Source organism: Streptomyces cyaneofuscatus, assembly GCF_033109485.1.
Classification (GTDB): Bacteria; Actinomycetota; Actinomycetes; order Streptomycetales; family Streptomycetaceae; genus Streptomyces; species Streptomyces cyaneofuscatus.
The window spans coordinates 6,194,753-6,221,380 of sequence record NZ_CP137002.1 but is presented as its reverse complement, the minus strand read 5'-3'; the positions used below and the strand labels follow the sequence as shown (position 1 = coordinate 6,221,380).

Genomic DNA, 26,628 nt, shown 5'->3' with positions numbered 1-26,628 from the left:
GGGAGCGGCGCCGGTGGCCGGGTCGGGGTTTCCGGCGCCGCCGTGACGAGTGCGGTGGTGCGTGCGGGTGGTGGCGGGTCCTGGCGGGCGTCCGCGAGGGGTCTGTCAGCCCTTGACGGCTCCGGCGGACATGCCGGTGACCAGGTGCTTCTGCGCGAACAGGAACACCAGGGCGGCCGGGATGGCGATGAGCACGGAGGCCGCGGTCATCGGGCCCCACTGGGCGCCGTACTGGTTGACGAACTTCTGGAGCCCGCCGGCGAGCGTCAGGTTCTCGTCACCGACCAGGAAGGCGGAGGCGTACGCCACCTCGCCCCAGGCGGTGATGAAGGAGTAGAACGCGGTGACCGCGAGGCCCGGCTTGGCCAGCGGCAGGATGAGGCGCCAGAAGGTGCCGAACGGGGTGAGGCCGTCGACCTCGCCCGACTCGTCGATCTCGCGCGGGATGGTGTCGAAGAAGCCCTTCATCATCCAGGCGCAGAACGGCACCGAGATGGTGAGGTAGGTGATGACGAGACCGGCGGGCTGGTTGAGCAGGCCCAGGTTGGCCATGATGTTGTAGATCGGCACGATGAGGACGGCGACCGGGAACATCTGCGTGATCAGCAGCGTCCACATCAGCCCGCGCTTGCCGGGGAAGCGGAAGCGGCTCACCGCGTAGCCGGTGGTGGCGGCGACGAAGACACCGATGACGGTGGAGAGCCCGGCGATGATCGCGGAGTTGGCGAACCAGGTGAGGAACTCGGTGTCGCGGATCAGGTTCGTGTAGTTGACGAACGTGGTCTCGCGGAAGAAGTCCGTGGTGGTCGCGTACTTGGCGGGCTTGAGCGAAGTCAGCAGGACCCACAGCACCGGGAAGACCGCGATCACCGAGGTGACGATCAGGGTGAGGTGCAGGGCGACGGAGGCGAGGGGCGAACGGTCGCCGCGGAGGCGGACCTTGGCCCCGGCATGACGCGCGCGGGTGTCGGCGGTGGTGGTCACCAGTTGTCTCCCTGGGAGCGCAGGACTCGCCGGTAGACCACGGCGAAGAGCATCAGGAGTACGAGGATCAGCACGCCCCACGTGGAGGACTGCGCGAAGTCGCGCGGGCTGATCTCGAAGGAGAACTTGTACGCCTGGGTGACGAGGATCTGGGTGGCCTCACCGGGTCCGCCGCGGGTGAGCAGGAAGATCACCGGGAACATGTTGAAGGTCCAGATGGTGGAGAGCAGGATCACCGTGGTGGAGACCGGGCGCAGGCCGGGCAGCGTGATGTGGCGGAACCGCTGCCAGGCGGTGGCCCCGTCCATCTCGGCGGCCTCGTACTGCTCCGAGGGGATGGACTGCAGCCCGCCGAGCAGGGCGACCATCATGAAGGGGACGCCGAGCCAGACGTTGACGGCGATGACCGCGAACTTGGCCCAGGTCGGGTCGTTCAGCCACGGGATGCCGTCGATGCCGATGCCGCCGAGGACGGTGTTGAGCAGGCCGCGCTCCTCGTTGTAGAGGAAGCGCCAGGCGAAGACCGAGACGAAGCCGGGGATGGCCCAGGGCAGGATGAGGGCCATGCGGTAGGCGGAGCGGCCGGCGATCTTGCGGTTGAGGATGTTGGCCAGCGCCATGCCGAGCGCGAACGTGATGCTCACGCAGGAGACCGTCCACACCAGCGTCCAGCCGAGCGTGCCGAGGAACTGCGAGCCGGTCAGCGCGTCGATGTAGTTGTCGGCACCGACGAACTCGTAGGTGGCGGGCAGTTCGTTGACGCCGATCGTGCGCGCGACGTTGCGCTCGTTGGCGTCGGTCATCGACAGGTAGATCCCGCGCAGCAGCGGGTAGCCGATGATCACGCTGATCACGACGACGACCGGGGCGACCATGGTCCAGGCGTACCAGTGGGTCGACAGGCCGCGCCGGATACGGCCGGGGGCCGGTGGTGGGGTGCCAGTACCGCGGCTCCGGCCGCGGGCGACGTCATCGCCCGCGGCCTTCACCACCGACTGGCTGGTGTGGACAGCCATCAGTCGGCCAACCTTCCTGTTACTTCCAGTCCTTCAGGAGCTTGCGGTACGCGTCGCCGGTGGCCTTGGCGGCCTTCTCCGGCGTGGTCTGGTTGGTCAGAACCTTGGTGTACTCGATGCCGAGCGGGGCGAAGAGGCTGCCGCCCTCGGGGATCCAGGGGCGCTCGACGGCGGTCTCGACGACCGGCTTGAAGAAGCCGACGATCTCGCTGTTGACGGCTTCCTTCTTGGCGTACGCGGAGGTGCGCGTCGGCAGCAGGTTCAGCTCACCGGCGGCGGTGGCCTGGGACTCCACGGACGTCATGTACTCGACGAAGGCGTAGGAGGCTTCCAGGTTCTTCGAACCGGCGTAGACGGCGAGGTTGTGGCCGCCCTGGGGGGCGCCGTGCGCGGCGGAGCCGGCCGGGACCGTGGCGATGCCCAGGTTGTCCTTGTCCGTGAACTCCTTGCCGGTCAGCGTGTCGGCGACGGCCCAGGGGCCGTTGATCATCATCGCGACGTCGCCGTTCTTGAACGCCTGCATCATGTTCTCCCAGCCGTCGGAGGCATCCGTCTTCGCGGTGCCGTCCTCGACCAGGGCCTTGACCGCCTTGAACGCCTTGACGCCCTCGGGCTTGTCCACGGTGACGGTCTTGGACTCGGCGTCGACCAGGTCGCCGCCCTCGCCGTACAGGAAGGAGAGGAAGAAGTACGGGTCGTCGCCGCGCAGGTAGAGGCCGGTCTTGCCGGTCTTGTCCTTGATCTTCTTCGAGACGCTCTTCAGCTCGTCCAGGTTGGTGGGCGCCTCGACGCCCGCCTTCTCCATCAGCTTCTTGTTGTAGAAGATGCCCATGGAGTCGATGACCTGCGGAACCGCGAAGGTCTTGTCCTCGTACTTGGTGGACGCGACGGCCTGCGGCAGGAAGTCGTCCTGGTTCTTCAGGGCGGCGGTGCCGTCCAGCGGGGCCAGGTAGCCGAGGGCGGCGAAGTCCGGCGTCCAGGCGACCTCGGAGCGGATCACGTCGGGGGCGGAGCTGCCGGCCTGGGCCGCGTTCTTGAACTTGTTCTGCGCGTCACCGAACGGGACGCTGACGTACTTGACGTCGACCTTCGGGTGCTTCTTCTCGAAACCTTCGGCCAGCTTCTTGAAGACCTTGTCCTCGCTGCCGACGCTGGAGGTGTCCCACCAGGTCACGGTGCCGGAGAGCTCGCCCGAGCTCTTGCTGCCGCCGGTCTCGTCGCCGCTGCCGCAGGCGGTCGCCGCGAGCGCCAGGGCCGCGACCAGGGCGGTGGCCGTTATGCCACGTCGCATCTGAACTCCTTCAACTGCCGTACCGCTCCGTCGCGGCGCCGGGTCGACGTGAACGTAACAAGGATGAAAGACCACCGAAAGACCTTGCGGAAGATTTCTGCAAGCCCTGTTGATCGTTACATTCGCGTGTCCTCAAGGTTGCCGTCAAGCCCCTTGACGGAACCGGTGGAGCCCTGGCAAGGGCAGGCCACGCGCGGGATACGTACGACATCACCGCAGTGCGACGATCCGACCGCAGCCCGCAGCGGGCGGCCGCAAGAGCTTGCAAGGCCTTGCCGGGGCGGAGGGCTGGGGCGGGGCCGGGACGGGGGTGCGGGCGCCCGGGCGACACACAGTGGGCAATCCGACACCGGCCCGGTACAGTCCACTGACATGACCGCACGGCTTGCCGATATCGCAACTCAGGCGGGGGTCAGCGAAGCGACGGTCAGCCGAGTCCTGAACGGCAAGCCGGGGGTCGCGGCGACCACCCGCGAATCCGTCCTCGCGGCGCTCGACGTCCTCGGCTACGAACGCCCCGTACGGCTGCGCCGGCGCAGCGCGGGCCTGGTCGGACTGATCACCCCCGAGCTGGAGAACCCGATCTTCCCGGCGCTCGCCCAGGTCATCGGCCAGGCGCTGACCCGGCAGGGGTACACACCGGTCCTCGCCACCCAGACCCCCGGCGGCTCCACCGAGGACGAACTCACCGAGATGCTGGTGGACCGGGGCGTCTCGGGCATCATCTTCGTCTCCGGACTGCACGCCGACACCTCGGCCGACATGCAGCGCTACGAACAACTCCGCGGCCAGGGTGTCCCCTTCGTGCTGGTCAACGGCTTCTCCGCCAAGGTGCAGGCCCCCTTCATCTCCCCCGACGACCGGGCGGCGATGCGGCTGGCGGTGACCCACCTGGTGGCGCTCGGCCACACCCGGATCGGCCTCGCGGTCGGCCCCAAGCGCTTCGTGCCCGTCCTCCGCAAGATCGAGGGCTTCCACGCCACGATGCAGGAGCAGCTGGGCCTCACGCCGGACGCGGTGGAGGAGTTGATCCAGCACTCCCTGTACACGCTGGAGGGCGGCCAGGCCGCCGCCTCCGCCCTGATGGAGCGCGGCTGCACAGCGGTCGTCTGCGCGAGCGACATGATGGCGCTCGGGGCGATCCGGGCGGCCCGCCGGCTGTCGAAGGAGGTCCCCCGGGACCTCTCCGTGGTCGGCTACGACGACTCGCCCCTCATAGCGTTCACCGACCCGCCGCTGACCACCATCCGGCAGCCGGTGACGGCGATGGGCCAGGCCGCGGTGCGCACGCTGCTGGAGGAGATCGGCGGGACCCCGGCTCCGCACAGCGAGTTCGTCTTCATGCCCGAGCTGGTGGTCCGCGGGACGACCGCTTCGGGACCGGGTACGGGGAACGGCTCCGGACCCGGTACGGGGAACGGCCCGGGACCCGTAGGTGGCGCAGGGTCCCACCCTCGTCCTTGAGGTGCAGAACGTGCGACCGGAACCCGACCGGGGGATGATCGGGGGCAGGGGAATCTCTATGGAAGACTCTCTGCCTATGGGTGAAACGGACGTGACAGCACAGGAAGACGGGAAGACCGGCTGGTCGGACCGGCTCCGCTCCCTGCGATCGCCCGGCCGCCCCCGGCTCTGGTTCGAGATCCTGCTCATCGCGGTCAGTTACTGGCTGTACTCGCTCGTGCGCAACGCCGTACCGGAGCAGAAGGCCCAGGCCCTGAGCAACGCGGACTGGATCTGGTCGGCGGAGAAGGCCCTCGGCCTCGCCTTCGAGGAAACGGTCAATCACGCGTTCAATTCCGTGACATGGCTGATCGTGTCGATGAACTACTACTACGCGACGCTGCACTTCGTCGTGACCATCGGCGTCCTCGTCTGGCTCTTCCGCCGCCACCCCGGCCGGTACGCGGCCACCCGCCTCGTTCTCTTCGCGACGACGGGTGTGGCCCTGCTCGGCTACTACCTCTACCCGCTGGCGCCACCCCGTCTGATGAACGGCGCGAACTTCATCGACACCGTGCTCGTGCACGAGACGTGGGGCTCGATGGCGTCGGGCAACTTCAAGAACATGTCGAACCAGTACGCGGCGATGCCGTCGATGCACATCGGCTGGTCCCTCTGGTGCGGCCTGACGATATTCGCCCTGGCCTCGGCGCCCTGGGCCCGCATCCTGGGCCTGCTCTACCCGACGCTCACCCTGGTCGTCATCGTGGCCACCGCCAACCACTTCTGGCTGGACGCGGTGGGCGGCATGGTCTGCCTCGCCTTCGGCTACGCGGTCTCCCGCGCCTGGTACGGCTCGCTGCCGCAGCACCTGCCGAAGTGGGTCCCGTCGAAGTCGAAGCGGGGCGCCCGGCTGACAGGGGTCCGGGCGGCGGCACGGCTGCCACGGCCGGCGGAGGAGCCGGAGCCCGAGCCGGAGACGGCCGGGGCGCGCAGACCGTAGACGGTACGTAGGGGGGCGCGGGTGATCGTGAGGTCACCCGCGCCCCTCTCGTAGGGCCCTCAGCCGTCGGTCGAGGCCGCGGCGTGCGGTCCGCCGGCGAGCATCCGGTCCACGACCCGTGCTGTCGCACGGCCGTCCCTGGGCTCGCAGAAGTCCTTCTTGAACTGGGCGTACTTCTCCTGGTACTCCGCCTCGACGGCATCGAGGCCGCGCAGGGCCTTGACCAGCTCCTCGGAGGTCTCCAGCAGCGGCCCCGGGGCCCGCGTGGTGAAGTCGAAGTACAGGCCGCGCAACGTGTCCCGGTAGTGCTCCAGGTCGTAGGTGAAGAAGAGCATCGGCTTGTCCGAGTGTGCGAAGTCGAAGAGCGCCGAGGAGTAGTCGGTGATCAGCACATCGGCCACCAGATACAGATCGGCGATATCCGGATAGCGCGTGACATCCCACACGAAGCCCTGGCCGGCGCCCGGTACGTTGCCGTGCACGCTGGAATGCTTACGGAAGAGCAGCACGTGGTCGTGGCCGAGCTCGGCCTGCGCGGCGGCGAGGTCGATCCGCAGATCGAGCTTGTACAGCTTGCTCGCGTGCCGCTGGTCCTCACGCCAGGTGGGGGCGTAAAGCACCACCTTCTTGCCCTCGGGGAGCCCGAGCTGCTCCCTGACCCGCGCGGCCCGTACGTCGCGGTCGGCGGCGTGGAAGATGTCGTTACGCGGATAGCCGCTCTCCAGCATCTCGCCTTCGATGGAGTACGCCCTGCGCATGATCTCCGTGGTGTGTGCGTTCGGTGACACCACGAAGTCGAACTGCCGGTAGCTGTGCGGCAGGCCGGCGATGTAGGCGGGGCTGGCCTGGGGAGAGCCGAGGAGGTCCTTGCCCACCTTCTTCAGCGGGGTGCCGTGCCAGGTCTGCACGACCTTTTGCCCGGGGCGGGTGACGAACCAGTCGCCCACGGGTGTGTTGACGACGACGTAGCGGCAGCGCGCCAGCGCTTCGTACCACTCGCGGCTCCCCCAGCCCACGACCCGCGCCTGCGGCGGCATCTCGGGCAGCCCCTCGTCCTGGGTCCAGATGTGCTCGACCGCCACTCCCCGGCGTACCAGCTCCTCGTAGACCGACCGCGGCGAGTCCGAGAACTGCTTGCCGCCGAAGCTCAGGTAGAGCACCGCGTCGCGCAGGGGAAGCTTGCGCTGCTTGTGGAAGTGCTCCTCGCGCAGGATGCGCTGGCGGTACGTGCCGTGCTCATCGGGGCCGAGGAGCCGTTCCGGCTCGATGAAGATGCGGTCGAAGTTGCGGCGGTCCACGGTGAAAGCACGCGGCTGCCCGCCAGCACGCCCCTGCCCACTGCCACGCTGCGGGCCGCTGAAGCGCAGGGGCAGCTCCCCCACCTGCTCCGGACGCAAGGTCACCGGAACGTCGTCGGACTTGTCCCAGGCGTCCGCGTCGCGGAAGAACAGATACCAGCGGCCGGGACAGAGAGGGAGCGCGGGACCGTCCGTCTGAGGGGCCGCCTCGGGGTCGATCCGGACCGTGAACCGCCCGTCGGCGAGCTCGACCGGCAGCTCCTTCTCCTCGAAGCGGGTGCCGTGCCGCAGGACGACCTTCTTCCCGGCCGCCTCCTCCCGGGGGTAGGTGCCCGTGAGTACCAGCTCTCCCCCGTCCGTCACGGTCATCGCGTCGACCACGGCTCGGACGGCCCGCGTGGCCAGCACCAGCCTGCCCGGCCCGTCGCGGTGGACGGCCAGCTCACGGCCGGCGGCGAACCGGTGTCTCCCGGTCGTGAAGCCTTCGGCGAGGTGGGCCGCCTGGCCCCGGCCTTCGGCTCCCCGGAACGTCACCTTGAACTGGCGGGTCTTGATTCCCGGCGGGTCGTCGGCGGTCAGCCGGTCAAGGCTCAGCACCGCCCGGTAGCGCCGGAACGCGTCGTCGGCGGAACCGGACGGGGCCGAGAGGGCGGTGAGCGGGCTGTCCAGCCGGGTCTCGCCCTCGACGACGCTCACGGTGGTGGGAGCCTTGTGGCCGCTCCGCACCCGGGCGACCAGCACCAGCTCGCCGTCCACCACGGTGCAGGACTCGACCTCGACCGGGGGCTGCTGCACCGTGATGCTCACAGCGTCCTTGGTGAAGCCCACGACGAGACGTGAGCCGTCCGCCAGATGACGCACCTGGTTGTGCCCGGCCGTCCCCACCTCGCGCTGACGCACCCGCGTCTCGTACGTCCCGCCCGGTCCCGGTATCCCGACGCTCAGGAACCACTGACCGGCACCGTGCCCGGCGAGCTCCCGCAGCCGACGGGCGGGGACGACGACCTCGAAGCCCGTCCGGTCGTAGCAGTGCAGCGCCTGTCCCGAGGCGGCGGTGGCCTCCTCGCTCCTGGTGCGGCGCAGACGCAGCTTGACGCGCTCCCCGGTATCAGCGTGCTCCAGCACCGCGAACCGGCCGATCACGCGACCCGACGGGCGCGGCAGGTTCGCGACGAACGCGTACCCGGCCCACACCAGATCGTCGCCGCGCCACTCGACCGAGGTGAGCTGCGCGGTCATCTTCAGGTCAGGACGTTCGAGCGCGGTGATCCGCTCGGGCAGCGCAAGGCTCCGCAGCCCCGGCAGCACCAGCCGGGGACGACGCCGGGTGCCCGCCACGAGGAAGACGCCCGGGTCCCTGCGCTGCCCCCGGACCACCTCGACCAGATCCTCGGCGCGCCCCTCGGACGCGAGGTACCACAGGACACGCTCGACCGGCCGGAGGGGAGTGAGCACCTTCTCGCCGTGGGTGTCGAGGAGTCTTCGCGCCGTGGCACGCAACTCCTGGCGCTCGGCCTGGGAGCTCTCGGGAAAGAATCGCAGGGTCCTCTGCACTCCGGCCGATGTGAGATCGGCGAGAGACTGCGCCATGGGTAACGCCCCTCTTCAACGTGCGGGTCAACTCCGGGCCATCGCACGTTAACCGAGTCGCTAGGGGGGCCTACACTTCGCGCGATAACAGTACGGGCACATGCGGCGTGGATCCGTCGGCCTTGAGGCGGCAAGGACCGCCCCTTGGCCGTGTCCGCCGGACACGCACTAGACCACCGCCCCGTAGAACCGCTCCTCCACCACCGCCCGGGCCCGCCGCGTGATCCGCCGGTAGTCGTCCAGCATGTCCCCGACGTGCCCCGGCTCGTACCCCAGGTACCGCCCCACCGCGGCCATCTCCCGGGGGTCGGACGGGAACGTGTCCCCCGACCGCCCACGCACCAGCATCACCGCGTTCCGCACCCGTGTGGCCAGCACCCACGCCTCGTCCAGCATTTGCGCGTCCTCCGCCGGGATCAGCCCCGCCGCGCACGCCGCCGCCAGCGCCTCGCGCGTACGTGTCGTGCGCAGCCCCGGCTCCGCCCAGCCGTGCTGCATCTGCATCAGCTGCACGGTCCACTCGACGTCGCTGAGCCCGCCCCGCCCCAGCTTCGCGTGGAGCGTGGGGTCGGCGCCGCGCGGCATCCGCTCGGACTCCATCCGCGCCTTGAGCCGGCGGATCTCGCGTACGGCGTCGTCCCCGAGCCCTTCCGCCGGATACCGCAACGGGTTCACCAGCTCAATGAAGTCGCGCCCCAACTCCTCGTCTCCCGCCATGTGTTCGGCCCGCAGCAGCGCCTGGCTCTCCCAGACCAGCGACCAGCGCCGGTAGTACGCCCCGTACGACTTCAGCGTCCGCACCATCGGCCCGGTCTTACCCTCGGGCCGCAGATCGGCGTCGATCAGCAAGGGCGGGTCCGCGGTGGGCAGTTGCAGCAGCCTCCGCATCTCCCCCACCACCGCGTTCGCCGCCCGCGCCGCCTCCTCGTCGCTCACGCCCTCGCGCGGCCGGTGCACGAAGAGGACGTCGGCGTCGGAGCCGTAACTCAGCTCGTGCCCGCCGAAGCGGCCCATGCCGATGACGGCGAACCGGGTCGGCAGGGTGTCGCCCCACTGCTCCCGTACGGCGGCCCGCAGCGCGCCCGCGATGGTTGCGGCGTTGAGGTCGGTGACGGCGGAGCCGACCCGGTCGACGAGGGCCCCGTGGTCCTGCTCGGCCGGGCTGTCCTCGGTGCCGTACGAGCCGATGAGGTCGGCGGCCGTCGTACGGAACAGCTCCCGCCGCCGCACCCCCCGTACCACCGCGATCGCCGACTCCGCGTCCCCCGCACGCCCCACCGCCGCCAGCACCTCCTGCTCCAGGTGCTCGCGGGTGCGGGGCGTGAGCCCCTCCGGGTCGCCCAGGATCGCCACCGCCTCCGGGGCCCGCATGAGGAGGTCCGGGGCGAGGCGGCCGGCGGAGAGGACCCGGGCGAGGTTCTCCGCCGCCGCCCCCTCGTCGCGCAGGAGCCGCAGGTACCACGGGGTCTTGCCCAGCGCGTCGGACACCTTGCGGAAGCCGAGGAGCCCGGCGTCCGGGTCGGCGGAGTCCGCGAACCAGCCGAGCAGCACGGGCAGCAGCGTCCGCTGGATCGCCGCCTTGCGCGAGACCCCGGAGGAGAGGGCCTCCAGGTGGCGCAGGGCCGCCGCCGGGTCCGCGTACCCCAGCGCCTCCAGCCGGATCGCGGCCGCCTTCGCGCTGAGCCGGGACTCGGCGGGGGCCAGCTGGGCGACGGCGTCCAGCAGCGGCCGGTAGAAGATCTTCTCGTGCAGCCGCCGGACGACGGAGGCGTGCCGCCGCCATGCCTTGTTCAGCTCGGCGACCGGGTCGGTCCGCATCCCGAGCGACCGCCCGAGCCGCCGCAGATCCGCCTCGTCCTCGGGGACCAGGTGGGTGCGGCGCAGCCGGTAGAGCTGGATGCGGTGCTCCATGGAGCGCAGGAAGCGGTACGCCTCGTCCAGCTGGGCGGCGTCCGCGCGCCCCACGTACCCGCCCTCGGCGAGCGCCCGCAGGGCCTCCAGCGTGGTCCCGCTGTGCAGCGAGGCGTCGCTGCGCCCGTGCACCAACTGGAGGAGCTGGACGGCGAATTCGACGTCCCGCAGCCCGCCGGGCCCGAGCTTCAGCTCGCGCTCTATGCGGTCGACGGGGATGTTGTCGACGACGCGGCGGCGCATCTTCTGCACGTCGGGGACGAAGTTCTCGCGGTCGGCGGCCTGCCAGACGAGCGGCGAGACGGCGTCGACGTACTCCTGGCCGAGCTCCGGGTCGCCGGCCACCGCGCGCGCCTTCAGCAGCGCCTGGAACTCCCAGGTCTTCGCCCACCGCTGGTAGTAGGCGAGGTGCGAGCTGAGCGTGCGGACGAGCGGCCCGTTGCGGCCCTCGGGCCGGAGGTTGGCGTCGACCTCCCAGATCGTGCCCTCGGCGGTGGTCTCGGAGCAGATCCGCATCATGTGGGCGGCCAGCCGGGTGGCGGCCTGCATGGCCTTGTGCTCCTCGACGCCGTCGCGCGCCTCGCCGACGAAGATCACGTCGACGTCGGAGACGTAGTTCAGCTCGTGCCCGCCGCACTTGCCCATCGCGACGACGGCGAGCCGGCACTGCGCCGCGTCCTCGGGGGCCGCCGTACGGGCGATGGCGAGGGCGGCGCGGAGGGTGGCGGTGGCGAGGTCGGCCAGTTCGGCAGCGGTCTGGGCGATGCCGGTGGTGCCGCAGACGTCGCGGGCGGCCAGGGTGAGCATGCACCGGCGGTAGGCGACGCGCAGCGAGTCCGGGTCGACGGCGTCGGCGAGCCCGCGCTCGAACTCGGCGACGCCCGGGTGCAGGTCCACCGCCTCGTACGTGACGAGCGCCTGCCAGTCGCGCGGGTGCCGGGCCAGGTGGTCGCCGAGCGCCTCGGACGCGCCGAGGACCCCGAGGAGCCGGTCGCGCAGGGGCTTGGCGGTGACGAGGGTGTCCAGCAGCACCTGCCGCTCGCCCTCCTCCTCGGCCTCCACGAGCCGGACGAGGCCGCGCAGGGCCAGATCGGGGTCGGCGGTGGCGCCGAGCGCCTCCAGGAGCACGGGATCGGACCGTACGGAGGCGAGGTCGTCCAGGTCCAGCAGCTGCTCGGCGGCGGACGGGTCGGTGAATCCGTGCCGCAGCAGCCTGGTGAACGTACTGCTTCTGCGCCCCGGCACCGTCGTCATCTGCACGCTCTCCTGCCGCCCGAACCGATCTGCGTAGCCGTCACGCCGCCCCTTCGCCGCGTCACAGCTCTTCGAGCCTAGTCCTGTGCCGATGAATTCGGTGCGGGGGCGGAGTCCACCCACGGGGAAAGCACCTGACAGCACCCCTGCCACCCCATCCGACGGAGGAATCATGCCCACCGCCCAGCAGCCCCCGACGACCGAGCTGGACACCCGTTACAGCAGCGAGGGCGCGACGGCCCGCTCGTGGCCGGAGGTGGCGGCCCTGCTGGGCGCGGCCCCTCTCTACTGGCTCTCCACGGTCCGCCCCGACGGCCGCCCCCACGTCACCCCGCTGATCGGCGTCTGGTCCGACGGCGCCCTCCACTTCTGCACGGGCCCGCAGGAACGCAAGGCGCGCAACCTGGCGGCCAACCCCGAGGTGGTCCTGACGACGGGCACCAACGCCCTCGACTCGGGTCTCGACATCGTGGTCGAGGGCCGGGCGGACCGGGTGACGGACCACGCCCGGCTGACGGCGCTGGCCCGGGAGTGGGAGGCGAAGTACGGCGCCGACTGGCACTTCGAGGTCGCGGACGGCAGCTTCGTCCAGGCGGAGGCGGGCCACGCGCACGTGTTCGCGGTCCACCCCCGTACGGTGTTCGGCTTCGGCAAGGGAGAGCCGTACAGCCAGACGCGCTACCGGTTCGGGTGATCCGCAGGGCTGGTACCGATGACGACGGTGGCGTACAGCTCCTCGCAGACCACCACGCGCGGGACCAGCCCGGCACCGCGCAGGACGCCCACCGCCGCGTCCCGCTGCCGCTCACTGGCCTCCACCAGCAGGCTGCCGCCGGGGGCGAGCCACCCGAGGGCCTCGGCGGCGACCCGGCGCATGACGTCGAGGCCGTCGCCGCCGCCGTCGAGGGCGACCCGGGGTTCATGGACGCGGGCCTCGGCGGGGAGCAGCTCGACATCGGCGGTCGGAACGTAAGGAACATTGGCCAGCAGTACGTCGACACGACCGCGCAGCCCGACGGGGAGGGGCTCGAACAGGTCGCCCTCGTAGACCTGCCCGAGACCGCCGACGTTGCGCCGGGCGCACCGTACGGCGGCGGGTTCGACATCGCAGGCGTGCAGGTCGACCGGGCCCAGGGCGGTGGCCAGGGCGACACCGAGCGCGCCCGAACCACAGCAGAGGTCGACGACGACGGCCCGGCGGGGTGCGAGGGCGGCGGCCTGCGCCACGAGGAACTCCGTACGGCGGCGAGGCACGAAGACACCGGCGTCCACGGCGAAGCGGCGACCGCGGAACTCCGCCCAGCCCAGGACATGTTCGAGCGGAAGCCCGGCGACGCGGCGCTCGACGAGGAGGGACAGTTCGTCCGGGGACGCGGCGGCCTCGTGGAGGAGGGATGCCTCGTCCTCGGCGAAGACGCAACCGGCGCGGCGCAGGGCGGCGACGGTGACGGAAAAGGAACTCAAAGGGTGAACCGACATACGGGGGAACGCCTTTCGGGACATCCGATGGGCGCTCCGCGATCGCTCGGTGCCGTTCCGCCCGGCCGCTATGCCGGTGGGTCGACGCGATCGTGCGAGGTGAGCACCCGGCCTGATCCAGCGGTAATGGGTCTCACCTCCCCGGTCCGTCCCCGTACCGGTGCACGGGGGGTCGTAACACTACAACAGCCCGCGCCACGGGGGCGCGGGCTGCCGTCAGACCACCGACCGTCCGGCCGTCTACAGATCCACGCTGTCACGCAGCTTGGTCGGCGTGAGGAACAACGACGCGATGACACCGACCACCGCGATGCAGGCCGAGATGAGGAAGATGTGCCCGGTGGCGTCCCCGTAGGCGGCCCGGACGACCTCCTGGATCTGCGGCGGCATGGCGGCGACGTTCAGGGTGGACCCGCCGGAGCCGGAGGCGGCCGGGTCGATGCCCAACCGGGTGAGCCCGTCGGCGATCTTGTTCGCAACCTGGTGGGCGAGGACCGCGCCGAGGACGGAGACGCCCATGGTGCCGCCGAGGGAGCGGAAGAAGGTGATGGATCCGCTGGCCGCGCCGATCTCGCTGAGGGGCACGGTGTTCTGGAGGACGAGCACCAGGTTCTGCATCGACATACCGACGCCGGCCCCCACCCCGAGCATCCCCAACGAGACGGCGACGAGGGGCGTTTGGTGGTCGATGAAGGAGAGCCCGAGGAAGCCGAGAGCAAGAACGACGACACCGGTGACGATGTACGGCTTGACCTTGCCGGTCTTGGAGACGAGGCGTCCGGCGACGGTGGAGGAGACGAGCACGCCCGCCATGAGCGGGATGGTGAGCAGCCCGGCCTCGGTGGGTGAGTAGCCCCGCCCGATCTGGAAGTACTGGCCGAGGAAGACCGCACCGCCGAACATCGCCATGCCGACCGCGAGGCTCGCGACGATGGCGAGGGCGGGGTCCCGGCGCCGGACGACGTGCAGAGGCACGACGGGCTCCTTGACGCGGGCCTCGACGAGGACGGCCACGCCGAGGATCACGACACTCCCCCCGACCATGAGGCCGGTCTGCCAGGAGATCCAGTCGAAGTCGCCGCCGACGAAGGTGACCCAGAGGAGCAGGAGGCTGACCCCGGCGGCGATGAGCGAGGCGCCGAGGTAGTCGACCTTGGTGTCGGGCCGGCGGACCTCGGCGAGGTGGAGGGTGCGGGCGAGCATCACCGAGGCGAGCAGGGTGAAGGGCACGGCGATGAAGAAGCACCAGCGCCAGCCGAGCCAGGAGGCGTCGGTGATGAACCCGCCGAGCAGCGGCCCGCCGACGGTGGCGACGGCCATGACCCCGCCGAGGTAACCGTTGTAGCGGCCGCGCTCCTTGGGGCTGATCATCGCGGCGATGATCACCTGGACGAGCACCTGGAGCGCCCCCATGCCGAGCCCCTGGACGGCGCGGAAGGCGATGAGCTGCTCGGTGGACTGAGCAAAGCCGCAGGCGATCGAGGAGACGACGAAGAGCCCGATGGCTATCTGGAGCAGCAGCTTCTTGCTGAAGAGGTCGGCGAGCTTGCCCCAGATCGGGGTGGAGGCGGTGGAGGCCAGGAGGGTCGCGGTGACGACCCAGGTGTACTGCGACTGGGTGCCGTCGAGGGACCCGATGATCTGCGGGAGCGCGACCGAGACCACGGTGGTGCTGATCATGGCGACGAACAGCACGATGAGCAGCCCGCTGAGGGCCCGCAGGATGTGCCGGTGGTCCATCGGTGCGGGGGCGGGAGCCCCGGCCGGGGCGGCGGTGGTGTGTGCTGCGCTCACGCGCAACCTCCGGAAGGTTCGTACGAGGGGAGAAGGCTTCACCATACATGCACACTGAGCAATTTTGCCCACTGAGCAACAATTTCACACCCGGGGGATAATGCCCCCATGGACAGCAGCACCGCGGGACCAGGACTCCGGGAACGCAAGAAGGAAGCCACCCGGCAGGCCGTGCACGAGGCGACCCTGCGCCTGACCGTGGAGCACGGCTTCGACCAGGTGACGGTCGAGGCGGTGGCGGACGCGGCCGGGATCTCCCGCCGGACGTTCTCGAACTACTTCACCAACAAGGAGGACGCCCTCCTCTACGGCGAGGAGCAGCAGATCCGGGCCCTGGTCCGCACGGTCCAGAGCCGCCCCGCCGACGAACCGGCCTGGCCGGCCCTGCGCGCGGCGGTGGTCCAGTTCGCGGACCGCGTGGCGCCCCCGGAGCGCGACTGGGCGGTCCGTACCCGCCTGGCGATGCGCCACCCTTCCCTCCTGGCCCGCCAGTTGGCCAACCACGCGGCCCTGGAACGCGACCTGGCCGAAGCGGTGGCCGCCCGCCCGGGCCCGACCTCGGCGCCGGTCCGCCCGATCGTGCTGGCGGCGGGGTTCCTCGCCTCGCTGAGGATCGCGATGCGGATGTGGATCGAGGAGGACCTGGCCCGGGAGCCGGCGGCGGTGATCGACGAGATCCTGGACGAGATGGGGCGGGGGTTCGGGTGAGGGGTGACTCCTTGAGCTCTTGAGGCTGCGGCCTCAGCGGCTCGTCAAGGCATCGCGCAGAGTGCTCCCCGGACGCCCGGGAAGTGACTGGCACAACGACTCGACCCTTGAGCGGACCAAGCCGTCGCAGTAGGCCGCAGGCAATTGCATCCATGCGGTGATGGCAAGGTCGGCAGCGGCAGCCGGATCGCCGTCCGCACGAACGCAGGCCGCACGGTCGACGGCGATCAGCGCCCGGGTCATGACGGACGGAGACGTGGTGAGCGCGAGAGCGGACTTCTGCTCCACGTACGCCTCTCGGGTCCGCCCCATGAGGGTGAACGCCTGGGAGAGATGGACATGATGCTTCTGCGCCGGATAGCCGAACCAGGTATCGGCACCCTGTACGGAGTCGAGCCGAGCGGCGGAGGCACGGGCGTCGGCAACCGCTCGTAGCGCCCCCTCCCGGTCTCCGACGGCGGCAAGGGACCGCGCGGTGACAGCCGCGGCCAGGGCACCGGCCGCGCTCGGGGACCGGCCTGCTTCGGCCCGGGCGCGGATGGCCATCGTCGCGGCGGCGTGCGGAGCACCGTAGTTGAGCGGCACCATCGCATGCCGGCTCAGCACCCAGGCGAGCATGTGCCGGTCTCCGGATTCGCGCGCTGCCTGCTCAGCTGTGGCGAACCAGCCGACCGCGTCCCGTTGCTCGCCTCGATCATGCTGAATGATGGCCACCAACCCGGTGATGCCGGCTGCCGTACGCGCCAAGTCCGCGCGCACAGAAGCAGGATGAGGTCGGCCGAGCAGCTCGCGCAGCAGGTCGAGATCACCCTTCATCTGCCCTAGCACCTCGTTCGGCGGGCGCCCTCGATACCCACCGCGGTGGCGCTCGAATGCCCCGCTCAGATAGGCGAGATCACCGCTGTCCGAAGCGGACAGACCGGCATTGATGCCTTGCCGCGCCTCCGCGATGTCGGGCAGCCCAGCCATTCCGGTGGCCGCCGCTGCCACACCGAGGAACTTCCGTCGGTCCACTGCCGAGCCCTCCTCCCGCGCTTCCTCACCGATCAGCCGGTGAAGCCTTCGCCGGCGCCGGCTGGCCACGACTGCGCGAACGATCTCCTCCGTCGACGTGCCGTAGCACTCGGCAAGCAGCGCGTGCCACATCGGCGTGGGCAACCGCTTCTCGGTCTCCCACCGCTTCAGGTTCTCCGGGTCGAACCACTTGCCATCCTGGGCCGCCTGTAAGACCGCAGCCTGCTCTTCACGCGTCAGACCAGCGGCTTCCCTAATTCCCCTCAGCAGCGCGCCGATGCCTTCCGGTGCCATCATTACCCGTCCCCCAAACTTCTGAAAGTTCCGTGCCGGATTCTGGCCCCCCAAGGCGGCCCCCTGCGGGAATTTGCACCACCGGATGGCCCAGGACCTTTTGCTGATAACGGAGTTGACTAAACACCAGCAGACAGGACGACCGCGCGAAAGGGAACCTTTCCCGTTGGCGAGTCGCCCATTCGTCCGCAGGTCATCCCGTTTCGCCGAAGGGTTCACCCGTGAAGCATGTGAACAGCCAAAGCTTCTTCCTGGTACGAGCTCCCACTTCGGTCGCGATCAGCCGTCGGCGGCTGCGCGACCTGATCAGCGCGTGGCGGCTGTGTCCGGACAACGACAGCGACATGGCCATGACCATGGCCATCGTGGTCTCCGAGCTGGTGACCAACGCCGTCTCCCACGGAGCCGGCGACATGCTCAAGGTGGTCGTGAGCACGAACATCCGGCGAGGCAGGCTGACGATCGAAGTGCACGACGACTCACCCGCCCTCCCCCGGCAATGCCGCCCAGGCCCGGACGCCGAGAGCGGGCGGGGCATGGTGCTTGTCGAACACTTGGCGATCAACTGTGGCGCCGAGAACACCGTGCGCGGCAAACGGGTCTGGGCCGAGCTGGCCCTGCCACCTCAGCCGACGGCCGGTCGGCACTCGCTCGATCCGCGCCGTGCGGCGCGAGCGCTCCCCCGTCGATTTCCGATCATCCGATGGCCCCGACTCCGCGCGAGGCTCCGGATCGCAGCGCTCCTCCGTGCCCACTGAGCGTCCGCAGTCCCCGGGGCCATGACATTCGGCCCGTTAGCAAGCCCCTCATCACCCAACCTGAAGGAGACACATCGTGAGCACATCGCAGAACTCCGAGAACACCAACGAGCACGAGCTGCTCCCTGTCGAAATCGGTGACGCGACCGTGCTCACCGAGGGTCAGGGTGGCGGTCACAGCGAGGACAAGCGTCGCGCCTACAACTGCTGACTTCTTCGCTTCGGGGTGCGGGCCCACGCCCGCACCCCTTCAGGCACACCCCGACTCTGGAGTTCAGACCATGATTTTCGGTGGAAGCGGTTCACCTCTCCGGCCAAGGTGTCGGCCCGAGGGTTCCCGTCACCTCACCTCGCGACGCCGAACTTGGACACTGGGTGCTGTTCCGATCCGCTCGGTGACGTCCGTGGACGGGCGACGCCAGGTACTGATCCTCGGGCACTGCGGGGCAACGGATACCGACCTGCGACTGCTTCGTTCGGCGGCGCTGCCCGAGGATGTGACCTGGAGGTGGCCAGGCGCCTATACGGTCATCGAGGAATCCGAGGAGAGCGTCGTGGTACACACCGACCCGGCCTCCGCTTGTCCCGTGTATCTCGTCGGCCACGCAGGCGGGTGGGTATGGTCCAGCTCGGCCCGCGCCCTTGCCTCACTCGTAGGCGCCGCTGTCGACACCGAACGCCTGGCCTGCTCGATCCTTCTGCCGTCGATTCCTGCGCTCGCCGCCGGACGGTCCTTCTTCACCGGCATCGAACAACTCGCTCCCGGAAGCCGAATCGTCCTGCCCTCCGATGGCAGCTCCCCTCGCACCGCCACAGTGTGGAGGCCTGATCCGGACGCGAGCCGATCGCCCGTTGAGCAATTGCGCACGGCCCTCTACAAAGCCGTCGCAGCGAGAGTTGCGTCGGACCCTGAACTCTCGTGTGACATGTCGGGCGGACTCGATTCGACGTCTCTCGCCGCTCTGGCCGCCGTCGCTCTGCCGGACGGCTATCGGCTGAACGCCGTCACGATCCACCCGGAGGGTGATACTGCGGGCGCCGACCTACGCCATGCTCGTCGGGCAGCCGCTGCCTACGCCGGGCGGATCAACCACCGCCTGCTGGCGATGTCGGCGAAGCACTTGCCGTACACAGCCCTTTCCGACGTTCCAGCGACCGATGAACCGGCTCCCTCGACGATCACCTGGTCGCGGCTCATGAGTCAGCTTGCATGGATGAGGGAGGAGTTCGGAGCCCGCACCCACGTGACGGGGGACGGCGGCGACAGCCTGCTCTTTCAGCCTCCCATCCATCTGGCCGATCTCATTCGCAACGGCCGAGTTCGCCGCGCTGCGAGCGAGGTGTTCGGCTGGGCAAGGCTACGCCGCACATCTCCTCTGCCGCTCCTGCGTAACGCCGTCCGCATGTCATGGACCAGTCGCTCGCTCGCCCTTGCCAGACTCACCGATTCCGCCAGCGGAGCGCGACATGACGACCACGGAGACATCCGATGGTTCCCGCTACTGCCCTTTCCCCCATGGGCCGGTACCGCCGCTCGTGACCTTCTGCGGGTGAGCACACTCCGAGCCGCTGAAGCTCCCGACCCATTACCGGGCCTGGACGCCTCGGTACGCACTCTGGTGGACGAGGTCCGTGAAGTCGCCCGCACGGCCAAGGCGGACGCCGAGCTGGCCGCAGCCTCGGGGATCGATCTCGCCAACCCGTTTCTCGATCCCATGGTCATGAACACTGTGCTCCGGACCCCCCTCGACCTGCGTGCGCCTCTCCACTCCTACAAGCCCTTGCTGGGCAGAGCAATGGCCGGACTACTACCGCAGGCCGTCGCAGACCGACGTACGAAGGGCAGCTTCGACGCCGACCACTACGCGGGGCTGCGCGCCAACATGCCGACCCTCTTGGAGCTGACTCACGGACGCTTGGCTGAGATGGGGCTCATCGATACCTCTCGCTTCATCCTTTCGATGAACCAGGCGGCCGCCGGCGTACCCATGTCTCTTGCCACAATGGAGCAGGCGCTCGGCGCCGAAGCGTGGATCACGGCCCATGAACGCGAGCCTGCACCCACGTGGATCACCACGCCTGAGGAGACAGGCCGTGACTGACACTCCTCGGTACGCCACCGCCCCTGGACATGTCCGTGCCGTCGCTTTCCCTCATGTCCTGGTCCTCATCAACTACCGGACCGGAAGCGTGCAGTGCCTGCTGCCAAAGAGTGCGGCGCACTGGCACGAGGCGGCCCGGTCCGGTCGGCTCACCGCGATGCCGCGACTCTTGGCGGCCCACCTGCTCCACATCGGGGCCCTGTACCCCACTCCGGCCCCCGTGCCGTGGGCCGCACCTGTTTCCGCTCTGGCCCCCGCGGCAAGCTGGGGTAGCGCTGAGCACCCCGCAGGACTCGCCAAGGCCACCGGCCGCTTCTCGACAGCAGCTGCGACCGCTCTCGTCGCGACGTCCTTCATCCAACGCGCGGGCCCCAGGGCGAGGGCGATGAACCGGCTTGTCTCAGCTCTCCGGACCTCCGCGGCATTTGCCCGTCGCCCTGCCTCCCTGGCGGAGGCAGCCGACGCCGTGCTCGCCATCCGCCGGACCGCGTGGCACGCGCCTGTGCGAACCGCCTGCCTGGAAGAATCAGCCGCTGCCGCGTTCCTGCTCGCCACGCGCAGACTTTCCATTGTCTGGTGCCACGGGATCGCCGCAGATCCCGTCCGGCTGCATGCCTGGGTGCAGACTGTGGACGGCGATACCGTCGCCGAACCGCCCTCAACTCTTGCCTACACGCCCGCGCTCACCATCGGAGCCCGCCATCAGCACCATCCCTGACCCCATCCTCTGGCTCGGCACGGAGTCCTGCGCGCTCGGCCCCTACCGGGCGGACCTGGTGGAGACGTACTGGCGCTGGGAGCAGGACCCCGCGCTCCTCGTCGGCTACGGGCGCCAGCAGCCGGAGTCCCTGGAGGCCCGCACGGAGGGCATGGCCCATCAACTGCGCGGGGACAACATCCGCTTCACGGTGTACGACCTCGCCACCGGCAGCCCGGTCCCGGCCGGGGTGGCGACGCTGCTGCCCGACCCGTCCGTCCGCACGGCGGAGTACGTCGTGATGCTGGCCCCCGAGGCGCGCGGACGCGGCCTGGGCACGGCCGCCACCCGGCTGGTGCTGGACTACGCGTTCCACATCACCAACCTGCGGATGGTCTGGCTGAAGGTCCTGGCCCCCAACAAGGCAGGGCTGCGCGCCTACGAGAAGGCCGGATTCCGCACGGCCGGAACCCTGCGGGAGGCGGGCTACTGGCTCGGCGCGGTCTGCGACGAGATCCTGATGGACACGCTGGCCGGCGACTTCACGGGCCCGTCGGTCATCCGGGCCTGACGGCCCGAAGGCGGCTCACCGCACCGTGGCGCGGAAGCCGCCCTCAGGACCGCACCGGCTCAGAACCGGGAGTCGTCGACGTCGATCTCGTACGCGATCTCCCAGCGGATGTCCGGGACGATGATGTCGGCGGTCTCGACCGGACGGCCGTCCGAGTCGAAGTAGATGCGCTCCAGTTGGGTGACCAGGCTGCCCACGGAGATGTTGAGGAAGTTGGCCTGCTCGCGCGTGGCGCGGGCCGGTCGTGGCATCTCGAGAGCGGTGGAGATGTTCACGTTGATGGAGCGCATACGGGCGACCACGCCGATCTTGCCCCGCGGCCCCATCTCCGGGAGCAGGACCTCCGTACCGCCGGTGATGGCCATCGGTTCCCAGCTCGTGGCGAGCTGCGCGGGCTGGCCGTCCGCGAGGAACTCGTAGTGGGTCATGACACAGAGGTCACCGGGCTCGATCGCCAGCCGGGCGGCGATGTCCTCCGTGGCGGGGACCCGTGCGCGGCTGTTGCACTCCCAGGTGCCATCGCCGCCGTGGTCCTTCAGGTCGGCGCGGAACGGGGAGCCGGTCCGCTCCTGACGGAGGCGTGAGCGGACCATCCTGAGGCGCTGGCGGGCCTTGCGGACGTACGTGCCGGAACCGGCGCGGCCTTCGAGGATGCCCTCGATGATCAGGCGTTCCATGGCGCGCTGGGCGACGGACTGACCGACGCCGTACTCCTCGGCGAACCGGGAGCGGGACGGCAGCTTGTCGCCGACCCTCCATTCACCCGACAGCACCCGGGCACGGATCTTGTCGGCCACCTGCAAGTACGGGGTATCGCGAGGCATTTCGGCGGCTCCGTGAGGGTGCGGCGTTCAGGGCTCGATATTGACAAAGCTAACCCATCAGGTTGAAGCTGAGTATTCAGCATTACATGGAGTGACAACGACTTCACAGGGGAGAAGTGTGCGCTCAGCACAAGCGCGGGCAGCGGCACTGACCGGCATGCTCACCGCCGCCCTCGGCACCGAGCCGCGCGTAGCCGACACCGAGGCCGGCATCCGCGTCGAAGCGGACCTCCCCACCGAGCTCACCGAGGCCGAGCACACGGCGGTCCTCGCCGCCCTGGCCACGGCCGACCACTTCGGGCACACCCTGACCCGCACCGCCGAATTCGTCTGGGCCGAGATCAGCAGAGAGGCGACCGTGACCACGACCGATTCCCCCGACGCGGCCTACCGCGACCTGCTCGCCCACACGACGACGTGCGACGGCTGCCGGGCAGGGGCGGTCTGCCCCACCGCGGCGAAGCTCGTCCGCGCGTGGCGCGAGACGCGCGCGTAGGGGTGCCTCCTGCCGACCGGCACAGCTCACCCACTCCCCCTGAGACGGAGGCACCACATGCGTACGTCCGCCCCTCACGCCTTACCTCCGGCCCGGCCCGGGAGGCCCAGATGATCACCCTGTCCGCCACGGACGTCCGCACCTGCGAGGCCTGCTGGACCGCCCCGGTCACGGCAGCCCGCCACACGGGAGCCGGCCGCGACCTGCTCTGCGAGGAGTGCGCGGCGGGCGACTACCCGCGCCGCGTGGACCTCTTCCCCCCACTCGGCATCTACGGCCTGCCGCCCCGCAGGTTGCGGACCGACGGCAGGCACAGGGAAGGCCCCCCGAAGCCCCCACCCAACCCGGGCCCGCCCCTGCCCAACCCGCCGCCGACGCCTTCGCCACCGGGGACGCCGCCGGTGTAGCGCGCCACGCCCGTACGCCGCGAACTCAGTGTCATCGACCCAGTCGGCCCTCTCCGGGGCCAGGCCTGGCAGTCTTTGCACGACCTCGTCAGCAGCGCCCTCGCCGTGGCCACCGTCGCAGCCTGACGACAGCATCTTCCTTACGGAGACGGGTCGCCGAGAATTCGCCCGGACTCGTCCTGAGCGCCATGAGCGGAGTCCATCGCTGACGTCCGTTGCGAGCCGTCCACCTCACTGCGGGGAAGTCCGTGATCTCCGAGATGCGCTCTCGGTCGATCACCCGCGTGCGCAGATAGCCACGGACCACCATCCGTGAGTGCTCACACGTCACACCGAGCCGGTATCCCCGCACTGCCAGTACAGAGAACGCGATCACGGCCAGACCTGCCGCGAGCCGCAGCACCCCACTGTCGGCTTGCGCCGCGTACGCGATGCAGGCAACCGCCGGAACGACTCCGAGGCAACTGTTCGCCAGACGGTTGAGTGTCGCCGGTGGGCGCTCCATGACGGTCCTCGGGTGGTCGCGACTACCGGCGCACCCTACTGCCGACGGCCCGCGCAACGTCACGCGCACCAGACCGGAAGACCGGATGCGCGCGTGCCCCCACCGGAGGCGCCGCCGTGAGCCGCGGGCCCTGGCTCTCGCCTCAACGGCTTCGGGCCCGACGGCGCATACCGTCGGGCCCGAAGGCGTTCATGCGGGCTCTGCGCCGGCCTGCCGGTCCCCTACAGCACCGGCAGTAGGTTCTTCAGCTCGAAAGCCGTGACCTCGCTGCGGTACTCCTCCCACTCCTGCTTCTTGTTGCGGAGCAACTTGCGGCGCGGCTGCCTAACCTCCACGAGCATGCAGCATCACGCGTCTGAACTGCGTATGAGCGGCGATCGTTGGTCATCGCTGGTTGCTGTGGGCCGACACACGACGGCCCACAGGCGGCCCAGGAACCCGACTCTGAGGCAACCCGGGGGAGGGCGGCTCCACTCCCTTGCCTGGCACCAGGGGAAGACTGAGCCCTCCCCATGCAATCTTCGATAGACGGGCCAAATGACGCAGCGGAGCACTATGCTCGCTAAATGGACGCAGAGATCTCTCCCCCTCAAGTGGTTGCGCGAGTCAAGCGCCTGAGCGAGGACCGCTCAACAGCCTTCCTTGAGCTGCGAAATGGGAGCATCCTCACATGCACGACATCTGGGACCTGGAATCTAGAGCGAGGAGACATCACATTCGTAGATACCGAAGCGGGTAGCGTCGAGTTCGCTCCAGAGGATCTTTGGGATGAGGAGCCATGGGTGGGGGTAGTCCGCTTGTTGTCGTGTGGACAAGTGGTCGTAGATGTCGGCGGGCGCCTGAAAGTCCTTGATGAAACCGCAGAAATCGACCTTCGCGAGGGAAACACCGTGACAGGGTACGAATCTCGCGGAATCACTCAAGTCATCTCGGAAGATCCCGTTCGATACATCGACCTTCCGACTGTCGATAGCGTGACTGTAGAACAGTTTAAAGCTTCCCCAGACAGAAGTCTTAGCTTTGAGGACTTCGGCGGCCATGCCGAGATCAAAGAGCGAGCAAGAGAGCTAATTGAAGTCCCTCTAGAACATCACGATGCACTGACAAGAATTGGAGCTCGGCCAATCAAAGGCGTTCTCTTTACCGGCCCCCCTGGGACCGGCAAGACTATGCTTGCCAAGATTATTGCGCATCGCGCAGACGCAGAGTTCTATGAAGTTAGCGGACCAGAGGTTCTAAGTAAGTGGTACGGGCAGAGCGAGGAGCTCATCCGTGCAATTTTTCAGGACGCAGCCGCGCAAGAGCGAGCAATTGTTTTTTTCGATGAGATTGACAGTCTCGCCTCTCAACGCACTAAGGACTCCCACGAGGCTTCTCGAAGAGTGGTGGGGCAGCTACTTGCCGCGATGGACGGTTTTACCGCCGACACTAACGTGGTCGTGATTGCCACGACGAACCGCCCTCAAGATCTGGACGGTGCACTGCGGCGCCCTGGAAGGTTCGACTGGGAGATTAATTTCCCACCTCCAAACCTGGAGGACCGTCTCGCAATTCTTGAAGCTTCAGCACGAAAGCTGAACAGGGCGGAAGATCTTCCACATTCATATATCGCAGAAAAGACCGCCAACTGGACACCTGCGGAGCTTGCAGCAATTTGGAGCGAGGCCGCATTGCTGGCAGTCATGGAATCCAGAGACGCAATCTTTGAGGACGATTACGTATCCGGCTACGAGCGTGTCGCACAGTACCGGAAACGTCACGCGAACAGATTCCCCGAAAGGATGTCGAGCGACTCATGATTCGGCGGATTAAAAACTGGTGGAATAGCCGAAAGAGACGGAGGCATCTTGCTGCTATCAAACCTGTTCTCCGAGAGTTCGTCTACCTGGACGAAGTTAGCGTTACAAGTCTTCTCTCCTCTAGGCTAGGCGCCCTCCCCGAGCAGTACACAGAGACTCTTTCAAAGTCCATCAAATCCGAGGTAAATAGCAGTATAAATGCAGATGCCAAAGTCCTGAAGTCTGCAGTGGGTTCACGCTTCGAGACCACCCAAAGCAATGATTCACAAGTCGTACGCAAAGCTACCATTCAAGCGACATTCAAAGATTTGCATGAATACGAGCTGAATAATTCCAGCATGATCAGGGAGGATCAGGCCGAGGGGGCGCCTCCCACGTGGGAAAAGGTTGCCGCCGAGATTTATAATCAATCTTCCGCAGGACTCGCGCAGTCATGGGCCCTCAGCAATAAAAGGCTGGCCCGCGGAGAACTTATCGAGTTGAAGGTCAGGCTTCGTGCCGATCCGACCTACCGTGTAAGTTCAATCATCTCGACCATGGCCGACCTTCTAAGCAATCAGCATCTGGCCGCCGCAGTAGATCCTGAAGATATGGAGCAAGCTCAGGCCTTCAATGAGATTCTAGAAAGTCTCATGGCCGGCCTCGTACCACTAAAATGCGAGGTAGTCGACTACTCAACGTTCACTGTCGACGGTCACGATTTTGCGATTCACCGAAAGATGGAGGCGGGTCTTTCTGAGAGTATTCTGGCAACAAGGAGGCCTCTCTACCTGGCCGGAGTGACTGAGCAGTCTCTGTACTGGAAGGATATTCGACGGGTCCTGTTCTCCGATGCACCTGTCTGGGTTCTCGGCAGGATTGCGATCACGGGAATTCAGTCCAGGTGGGCACCAGTGAAACTGGCCGAAGTACTTAAGGAGGTCCTTCCTGACTTCGGGGAAGAGATCGATCGGTTCAGCTCAGGCGCATTGAATGCCCTAGCCGAGGACACCTCCCCAGAAGATTCGGTCGAGCAAAGGGTACGAGTACTGGCTCTGTATGCAGAGCTAGTCGCTGGTAGATGCAGCATGCCTCTTGACGAAGAGGCTAGAAACGAGATAGACCTCCTGGCCCGTCAGAATAGCGAGTACCTGGCGAGTTTCACTGAAAGCAGAAGAGCTTTCAGCCTTATTGTCAGCGCGCTAGAGGACCGGTTCGTCGAGACCGTTCCGCCCGAAGTTGCTGTACAAGAAAGGAGTCGGGCGTGGCATCTTAGCGGCGTAACTCCAGGCGACGTCGCGCCATCACGACCAGAAGGTTCCATGAATCCTGGTACGGACGAACGGTTCTTGGACTGTGAGTTTGTTGCGATTTATTGGTAGCAAGCGGACTAACAGCGGCTAACACAATG

22 protein-coding genes and 1 pseudogene are annotated in these 26,628 nt (G+C 68.2%); 13 read left to right on the top strand and 10 right to left on the bottom strand.

The genetic code is table 11. The annotated features are described in order from the left end of the window. Positions 1-105: 105 nt before the first annotated feature. From R2B67_RS27390 to R2B67_RS27380, 3 genes are read right to left on the bottom strand one after another with little or no spacing between them, the layout of a single operon-like run. Positions 106-984 carry a sugar ABC transporter permease gene (locus R2B67_RS27390; protein WP_317821776.1) on the bottom strand — a complete coding sequence of 293 codons (879 nt, stop codon included), beginning with the start codon at positions 982-984 and terminating at the stop codon, positions 106-108. After that, positions 981-2,000: a carbohydrate ABC transporter permease gene (locus R2B67_RS27385; RefSeq protein WP_317821775.1), complete on the bottom strand. Its 1,020-nt coding sequence runs from the start codon at positions 1,998-2,000 to the stop codon at positions 981-983. The genes R2B67_RS27390 and R2B67_RS27385 overlap by 4 nt, the downstream gene beginning before the upstream one ends. A gap of 19 nt (positions 2,001-2,019) precedes the next feature. Beyond that, positions 2,020-3,291: an extracellular solute-binding protein gene (locus R2B67_RS27380; RefSeq protein WP_018511858.1), complete on the bottom strand. Its 1,272-nt coding sequence runs from the start codon at positions 3,289-3,291 to the stop codon at positions 2,020-2,022. A gap of 372 nt (positions 3,292-3,663) precedes the next feature. Between R2B67_RS27380 and R2B67_RS27375 the strand changes: the two genes are divergently transcribed. Together R2B67_RS27375 and R2B67_RS27370 are read left to right on the top strand one after the other, a co-directional pair. Beyond that, positions 3,664-4,755, top strand: a complete 1,092-nt coding sequence (locus R2B67_RS27375) for a LacI family DNA-binding transcriptional regulator (protein ID WP_317821773.1) — start codon at positions 3,664-3,666, stop codon at positions 4,753-4,755. 76 nt (positions 4,756-4,831) lie between these two features. Beyond that, on the top strand, positions 4,832-5,737 hold the full coding sequence (locus tag R2B67_RS27370; RefSeq protein WP_018511856.1) for a phosphatase PAP2 family protein: 906 nt from the start codon (positions 4,832-4,834) through the stop codon (positions 5,735-5,737). Positions 5,738-5,796: 59 nt separating this feature from the next. Here the strand turns inward: R2B67_RS27370 and R2B67_RS27365 are convergent, their stop codons facing one another. Further along, on the bottom strand, positions 5,797-8,625 hold the full coding sequence (locus tag R2B67_RS27365) for a CDP-glycerol glycerophosphotransferase family protein (RefSeq protein ID WP_317821772.1): 2,829 nt from the start codon (positions 8,623-8,625) through the stop codon (positions 5,797-5,799). Positions 8,626-8,793: 168 nt separating this feature from the next. Then, entirely contained in the window at positions 8,794-11,790 is a 2,997-nt protein-coding gene (locus R2B67_RS27360) for a bifunctional [glutamine synthetase] adenylyltransferase/[glutamine synthetase]-adenylyl-L-tyrosine phosphorylase (protein WP_317821770.1), read from the bottom strand. Between the two features lie 172 nt (positions 11,791-11,962). On the opposite strand from R2B67_RS27360, the gene R2B67_RS27355 reads away from it, so the two are divergent. Next, entirely contained in the window at positions 11,963-12,484 is a 522-nt protein-coding gene (locus tag R2B67_RS27355; RefSeq protein ID WP_317821769.1) for a pyridoxamine 5'-phosphate oxidase family protein, read from the top strand. On the opposite strand, the gene R2B67_RS27350 is transcribed toward R2B67_RS27355, so the two are convergent. Both R2B67_RS27350 and R2B67_RS27345 read right to left on the bottom strand, forming a co-directional pair. Beyond that, positions 12,469-13,269 (bottom strand): putative protein N(5)-glutamine methyltransferase, encoded by an 801-nt coding sequence (locus R2B67_RS27350; RefSeq protein WP_317821767.1) that lies wholly within the window; start codon positions 13,267-13,269, stop codon positions 12,469-12,471. The two genes, R2B67_RS27355 and R2B67_RS27350, sit on opposite strands and share 16 nt — an antisense overlap. 240 nt (positions 13,270-13,509) lie before the next feature. Then, positions 13,510-15,009, bottom strand: a complete 1,500-nt coding sequence (locus tag R2B67_RS27345; RefSeq protein WP_317824967.1) for an MDR family MFS transporter — start codon at positions 15,007-15,009, stop codon at positions 13,510-13,512. A 162-nt stretch (positions 15,010-15,171) separates the two neighbouring features. Here R2B67_RS27345 and R2B67_RS27340 point away from each other — a divergent pair, with 162 nt between their 5' ends. Next, complete coding sequence (locus R2B67_RS27340; RefSeq protein WP_317821766.1) at positions 15,172-15,771, top strand: acyl-CoA-like ligand-binding transcription factor; 600 nt, start codon at positions 15,172-15,174, stop codon at positions 15,769-15,771. Positions 15,772-15,804: 33 nt separating this feature from the next. Here the strand turns inward: R2B67_RS27340 and R2B67_RS27335 are convergent, their stop codons facing one another. Next, positions 15,805-17,082, bottom strand: coding sequence for an NsdA family TPR-like regulatory protein (locus R2B67_RS27335; RefSeq protein WP_317821765.1), 1,278 nt, complete (start codon positions 17,080-17,082; stop codon positions 15,805-15,807). A 218-nt stretch (positions 17,083-17,300) separates the two neighbouring features. On the opposite strand from R2B67_RS27335, the gene R2B67_RS27330 reads away from it, so the two are divergent. The 5 genes from R2B67_RS27330 (at position 17,301) to R2B67_RS27315 (ending at position 21,207) form a co-directional block, all read left to right on the top strand. Further along, positions 17,301-17,837, top strand: a complete 537-nt coding sequence (locus R2B67_RS27330; RefSeq protein WP_317821764.1) for an ATP-binding protein — start codon at positions 17,301-17,303, stop codon at positions 17,835-17,837. A gap of 76 nt (positions 17,838-17,913) precedes the next feature. Next, positions 17,914-18,048 carry an albusnodin family lasso peptide gene (locus R2B67_RS27325; protein ID WP_161268162.1) on the top strand — a complete coding sequence of 45 codons (135 nt, stop codon included), beginning with the start codon at positions 17,914-17,916 and terminating at the stop codon, positions 18,046-18,048. 70 nt (positions 18,049-18,118) lie between these two features. Continuing rightward, positions 18,119-19,939, top strand: coding sequence for an albusnodin/ikarugamycin family macrolactam cyclase (locus tag R2B67_RS27320; RefSeq protein WP_317821761.1), 1,821 nt, complete (start codon positions 18,119-18,121; stop codon positions 19,937-19,939). Then, positions 19,881-20,657 (top strand): lasso peptide biosynthesis B2 protein, encoded by a 777-nt coding sequence (locus tag R2B67_RS36075; RefSeq protein WP_381073873.1) that lies wholly within the window; start codon positions 19,881-19,883, stop codon positions 20,655-20,657. The genes R2B67_RS27320 and R2B67_RS36075 overlap by 59 nt, the downstream gene beginning before the upstream one ends. Positions 20,658-20,661: 4 nt before the next feature. After that, the gene (locus tag R2B67_RS27315) at positions 20,662-21,207 is read left to right on the top strand and encodes a GNAT family N-acetyltransferase (protein ID WP_317824966.1); all 546 of its coding nucleotides are present in this window, start codon (positions 20,662-20,664) and stop codon (positions 21,205-21,207) included. Positions 21,208-21,266: 59 nt separating this feature from the next. Here the strand turns inward: R2B67_RS27315 and R2B67_RS27310 are convergent, their stop codons facing one another. Continuing rightward, positions 21,267-22,031: a GntR family transcriptional regulator gene (locus R2B67_RS27310; protein ID WP_018511847.1), complete on the bottom strand. Its 765-nt coding sequence runs from the start codon at positions 22,029-22,031 to the stop codon at positions 21,267-21,269. Between the two features lie 157 nt (positions 22,032-22,188). On the opposite strand from R2B67_RS27310, the gene R2B67_RS27305 reads away from it, so the two are divergent. Together R2B67_RS27305 and R2B67_RS27300 are read left to right on the top strand one after the other, a co-directional pair. Further along, entirely contained in the window at positions 22,189-22,527 is a 339-nt protein-coding gene (locus R2B67_RS27305; protein WP_018511846.1) for a hypothetical protein, read from the top strand. A 110-nt stretch (positions 22,528-22,637) separates the two neighbouring features. Continuing rightward, on the top strand, positions 22,638-22,934 hold the full coding sequence (locus R2B67_RS27300; protein WP_317821759.1) for a hypothetical protein: 297 nt from the start codon (positions 22,638-22,640) through the stop codon (positions 22,932-22,934). A gap of 726 nt (positions 22,935-23,660) precedes the next feature. Here the strand turns inward: R2B67_RS27300 and R2B67_RS27295 are convergent. Continuing rightward, positions 23,661-23,744: pseudogene (locus tag R2B67_RS27295) on the bottom strand (glutamine synthetase); the annotation flags it as partial. A 261-nt stretch (positions 23,745-24,005) separates the two neighbouring features. Between R2B67_RS27295 and R2B67_RS27290 the strand changes: the two are divergent. Next, positions 24,006-25,238 (top strand): ATP-binding protein, encoded by a 1,233-nt coding sequence (locus R2B67_RS27290; protein ID WP_317821757.1) that lies wholly within the window; start codon positions 24,006-24,008, stop codon positions 25,236-25,238. Further along, the gene (locus R2B67_RS27285) at positions 25,235-26,599 is read left to right on the top strand and encodes a DUF6414 family protein (RefSeq protein ID WP_317821755.1); all 1,365 of its coding nucleotides are present in this window, start codon (positions 25,235-25,237) and stop codon (positions 26,597-26,599) included. The genes R2B67_RS27290 and R2B67_RS27285 overlap by 4 nt, the downstream gene beginning before the upstream one ends. The last annotated feature ends 29 nt before the right edge of the window (positions 26,600-26,628 follow it).

What these genes read in the sequence shown, in the direction of transcription:
- R2B67_RS27385 (WP_317821775.1), bottom strand. Translation starts at nt 2,000, where the DNA reads ATGGCTGTCCACACCAGCCAGTCGGTGGTGAAGGCCGCGGGCGATGAC.
- R2B67_RS27380 (WP_018511858.1), bottom strand. Translation starts at nt 3,291, where the DNA reads ATGCGACGTGGCATAACGGCCACCGCCCTGGTCGCGGCCCTGGCGCTC.
- R2B67_RS27375 (WP_317821773.1), top strand. Translation starts at nt 3,664, where the DNA reads ATGACCGCACGGCTTGCCGATATCGCAACTCAGGCGGGGGTCAGCGAA.
- R2B67_RS27370 (WP_018511856.1), top strand. Translation starts at nt 4,832, where the DNA reads ATGGGTGAAACGGACGTGACAGCACAGGAAGACGGGAAGACCGGCTGG.
- R2B67_RS27365 (WP_317821772.1), bottom strand. Translation starts at nt 8,625, where the DNA reads ATGGCGCAGTCTCTCGCCGATCTCACATCGGCCGGAGTGCAGAGGACC.
- R2B67_RS27360 (WP_317821770.1), bottom strand. Translation starts at nt 11,790, where the DNA reads ATGACGACGGTGCCGGGGCGCAGAAGCAGTACGTTCACCAGGCTGCTG.
- R2B67_RS27355 (WP_317821769.1), top strand. Translation starts at nt 11,963, where the DNA reads ATGCCCACCGCCCAGCAGCCCCCGACGACCGAGCTGGACACCCGTTAC.
- R2B67_RS27350 (WP_317821767.1), bottom strand. Translation starts at nt 13,269, where the DNA reads ATGTCGGTTCACCCTTTGAGTTCCTTTTCCGTCACCGTCGCCGCCCTG.
- R2B67_RS27345 (WP_317824967.1), bottom strand. Translation starts at nt 15,009, where the DNA reads ATGGACCACCGGCACATCCTGCGGGCCCTCAGCGGGCTGCTCATCGTG.
- R2B67_RS27340 (WP_317821766.1), top strand. Translation starts at nt 15,172, where the DNA reads ATGGACAGCAGCACCGCGGGACCAGGACTCCGGGAACGCAAGAAGGAA.
- R2B67_RS27335 (WP_317821765.1), bottom strand. Translation starts at nt 17,082, where the DNA reads ATGATGGCACCGGAAGGCATCGGCGCGCTGCTGAGGGGAATTAGGGAA.
- R2B67_RS27320 (WP_317821761.1), top strand. Translation starts at nt 18,119, where the DNA reads ATGATTTTCGGTGGAAGCGGTTCACCTCTCCGGCCAAGGTGTCGGCCC.
- R2B67_RS36075 (WP_381073873.1), top strand. Translation starts at nt 19,881, where the DNA reads ATGAACGCGAGCCTGCACCCACGTGGATCACCACGCCTGAGGAGACAG.
- R2B67_RS27310 (WP_018511847.1), bottom strand. Translation starts at nt 22,031, where the DNA reads ATGCCTCGCGATACCCCGTACTTGCAGGTGGCCGACAAGATCCGTGCC.
- R2B67_RS27305 (WP_018511846.1), top strand. Translation starts at nt 22,189, where the DNA reads ATGCTCACCGCCGCCCTCGGCACCGAGCCGCGCGTAGCCGACACCGAG.
- R2B67_RS27300 (WP_317821759.1), top strand. Translation starts at nt 22,638, where the DNA reads ATGATCACCCTGTCCGCCACGGACGTCCGCACCTGCGAGGCCTGCTGG.
- R2B67_RS27290 (WP_317821757.1), top strand. Translation starts at nt 24,006, where the DNA reads ATGGACGCAGAGATCTCTCCCCCTCAAGTGGTTGCGCGAGTCAAGCGC.
- R2B67_RS27285 (WP_317821755.1), top strand. Translation starts at nt 25,235, where the DNA reads ATGATTCGGCGGATTAAAAACTGGTGGAATAGCCGAAAGAGACGGAGG.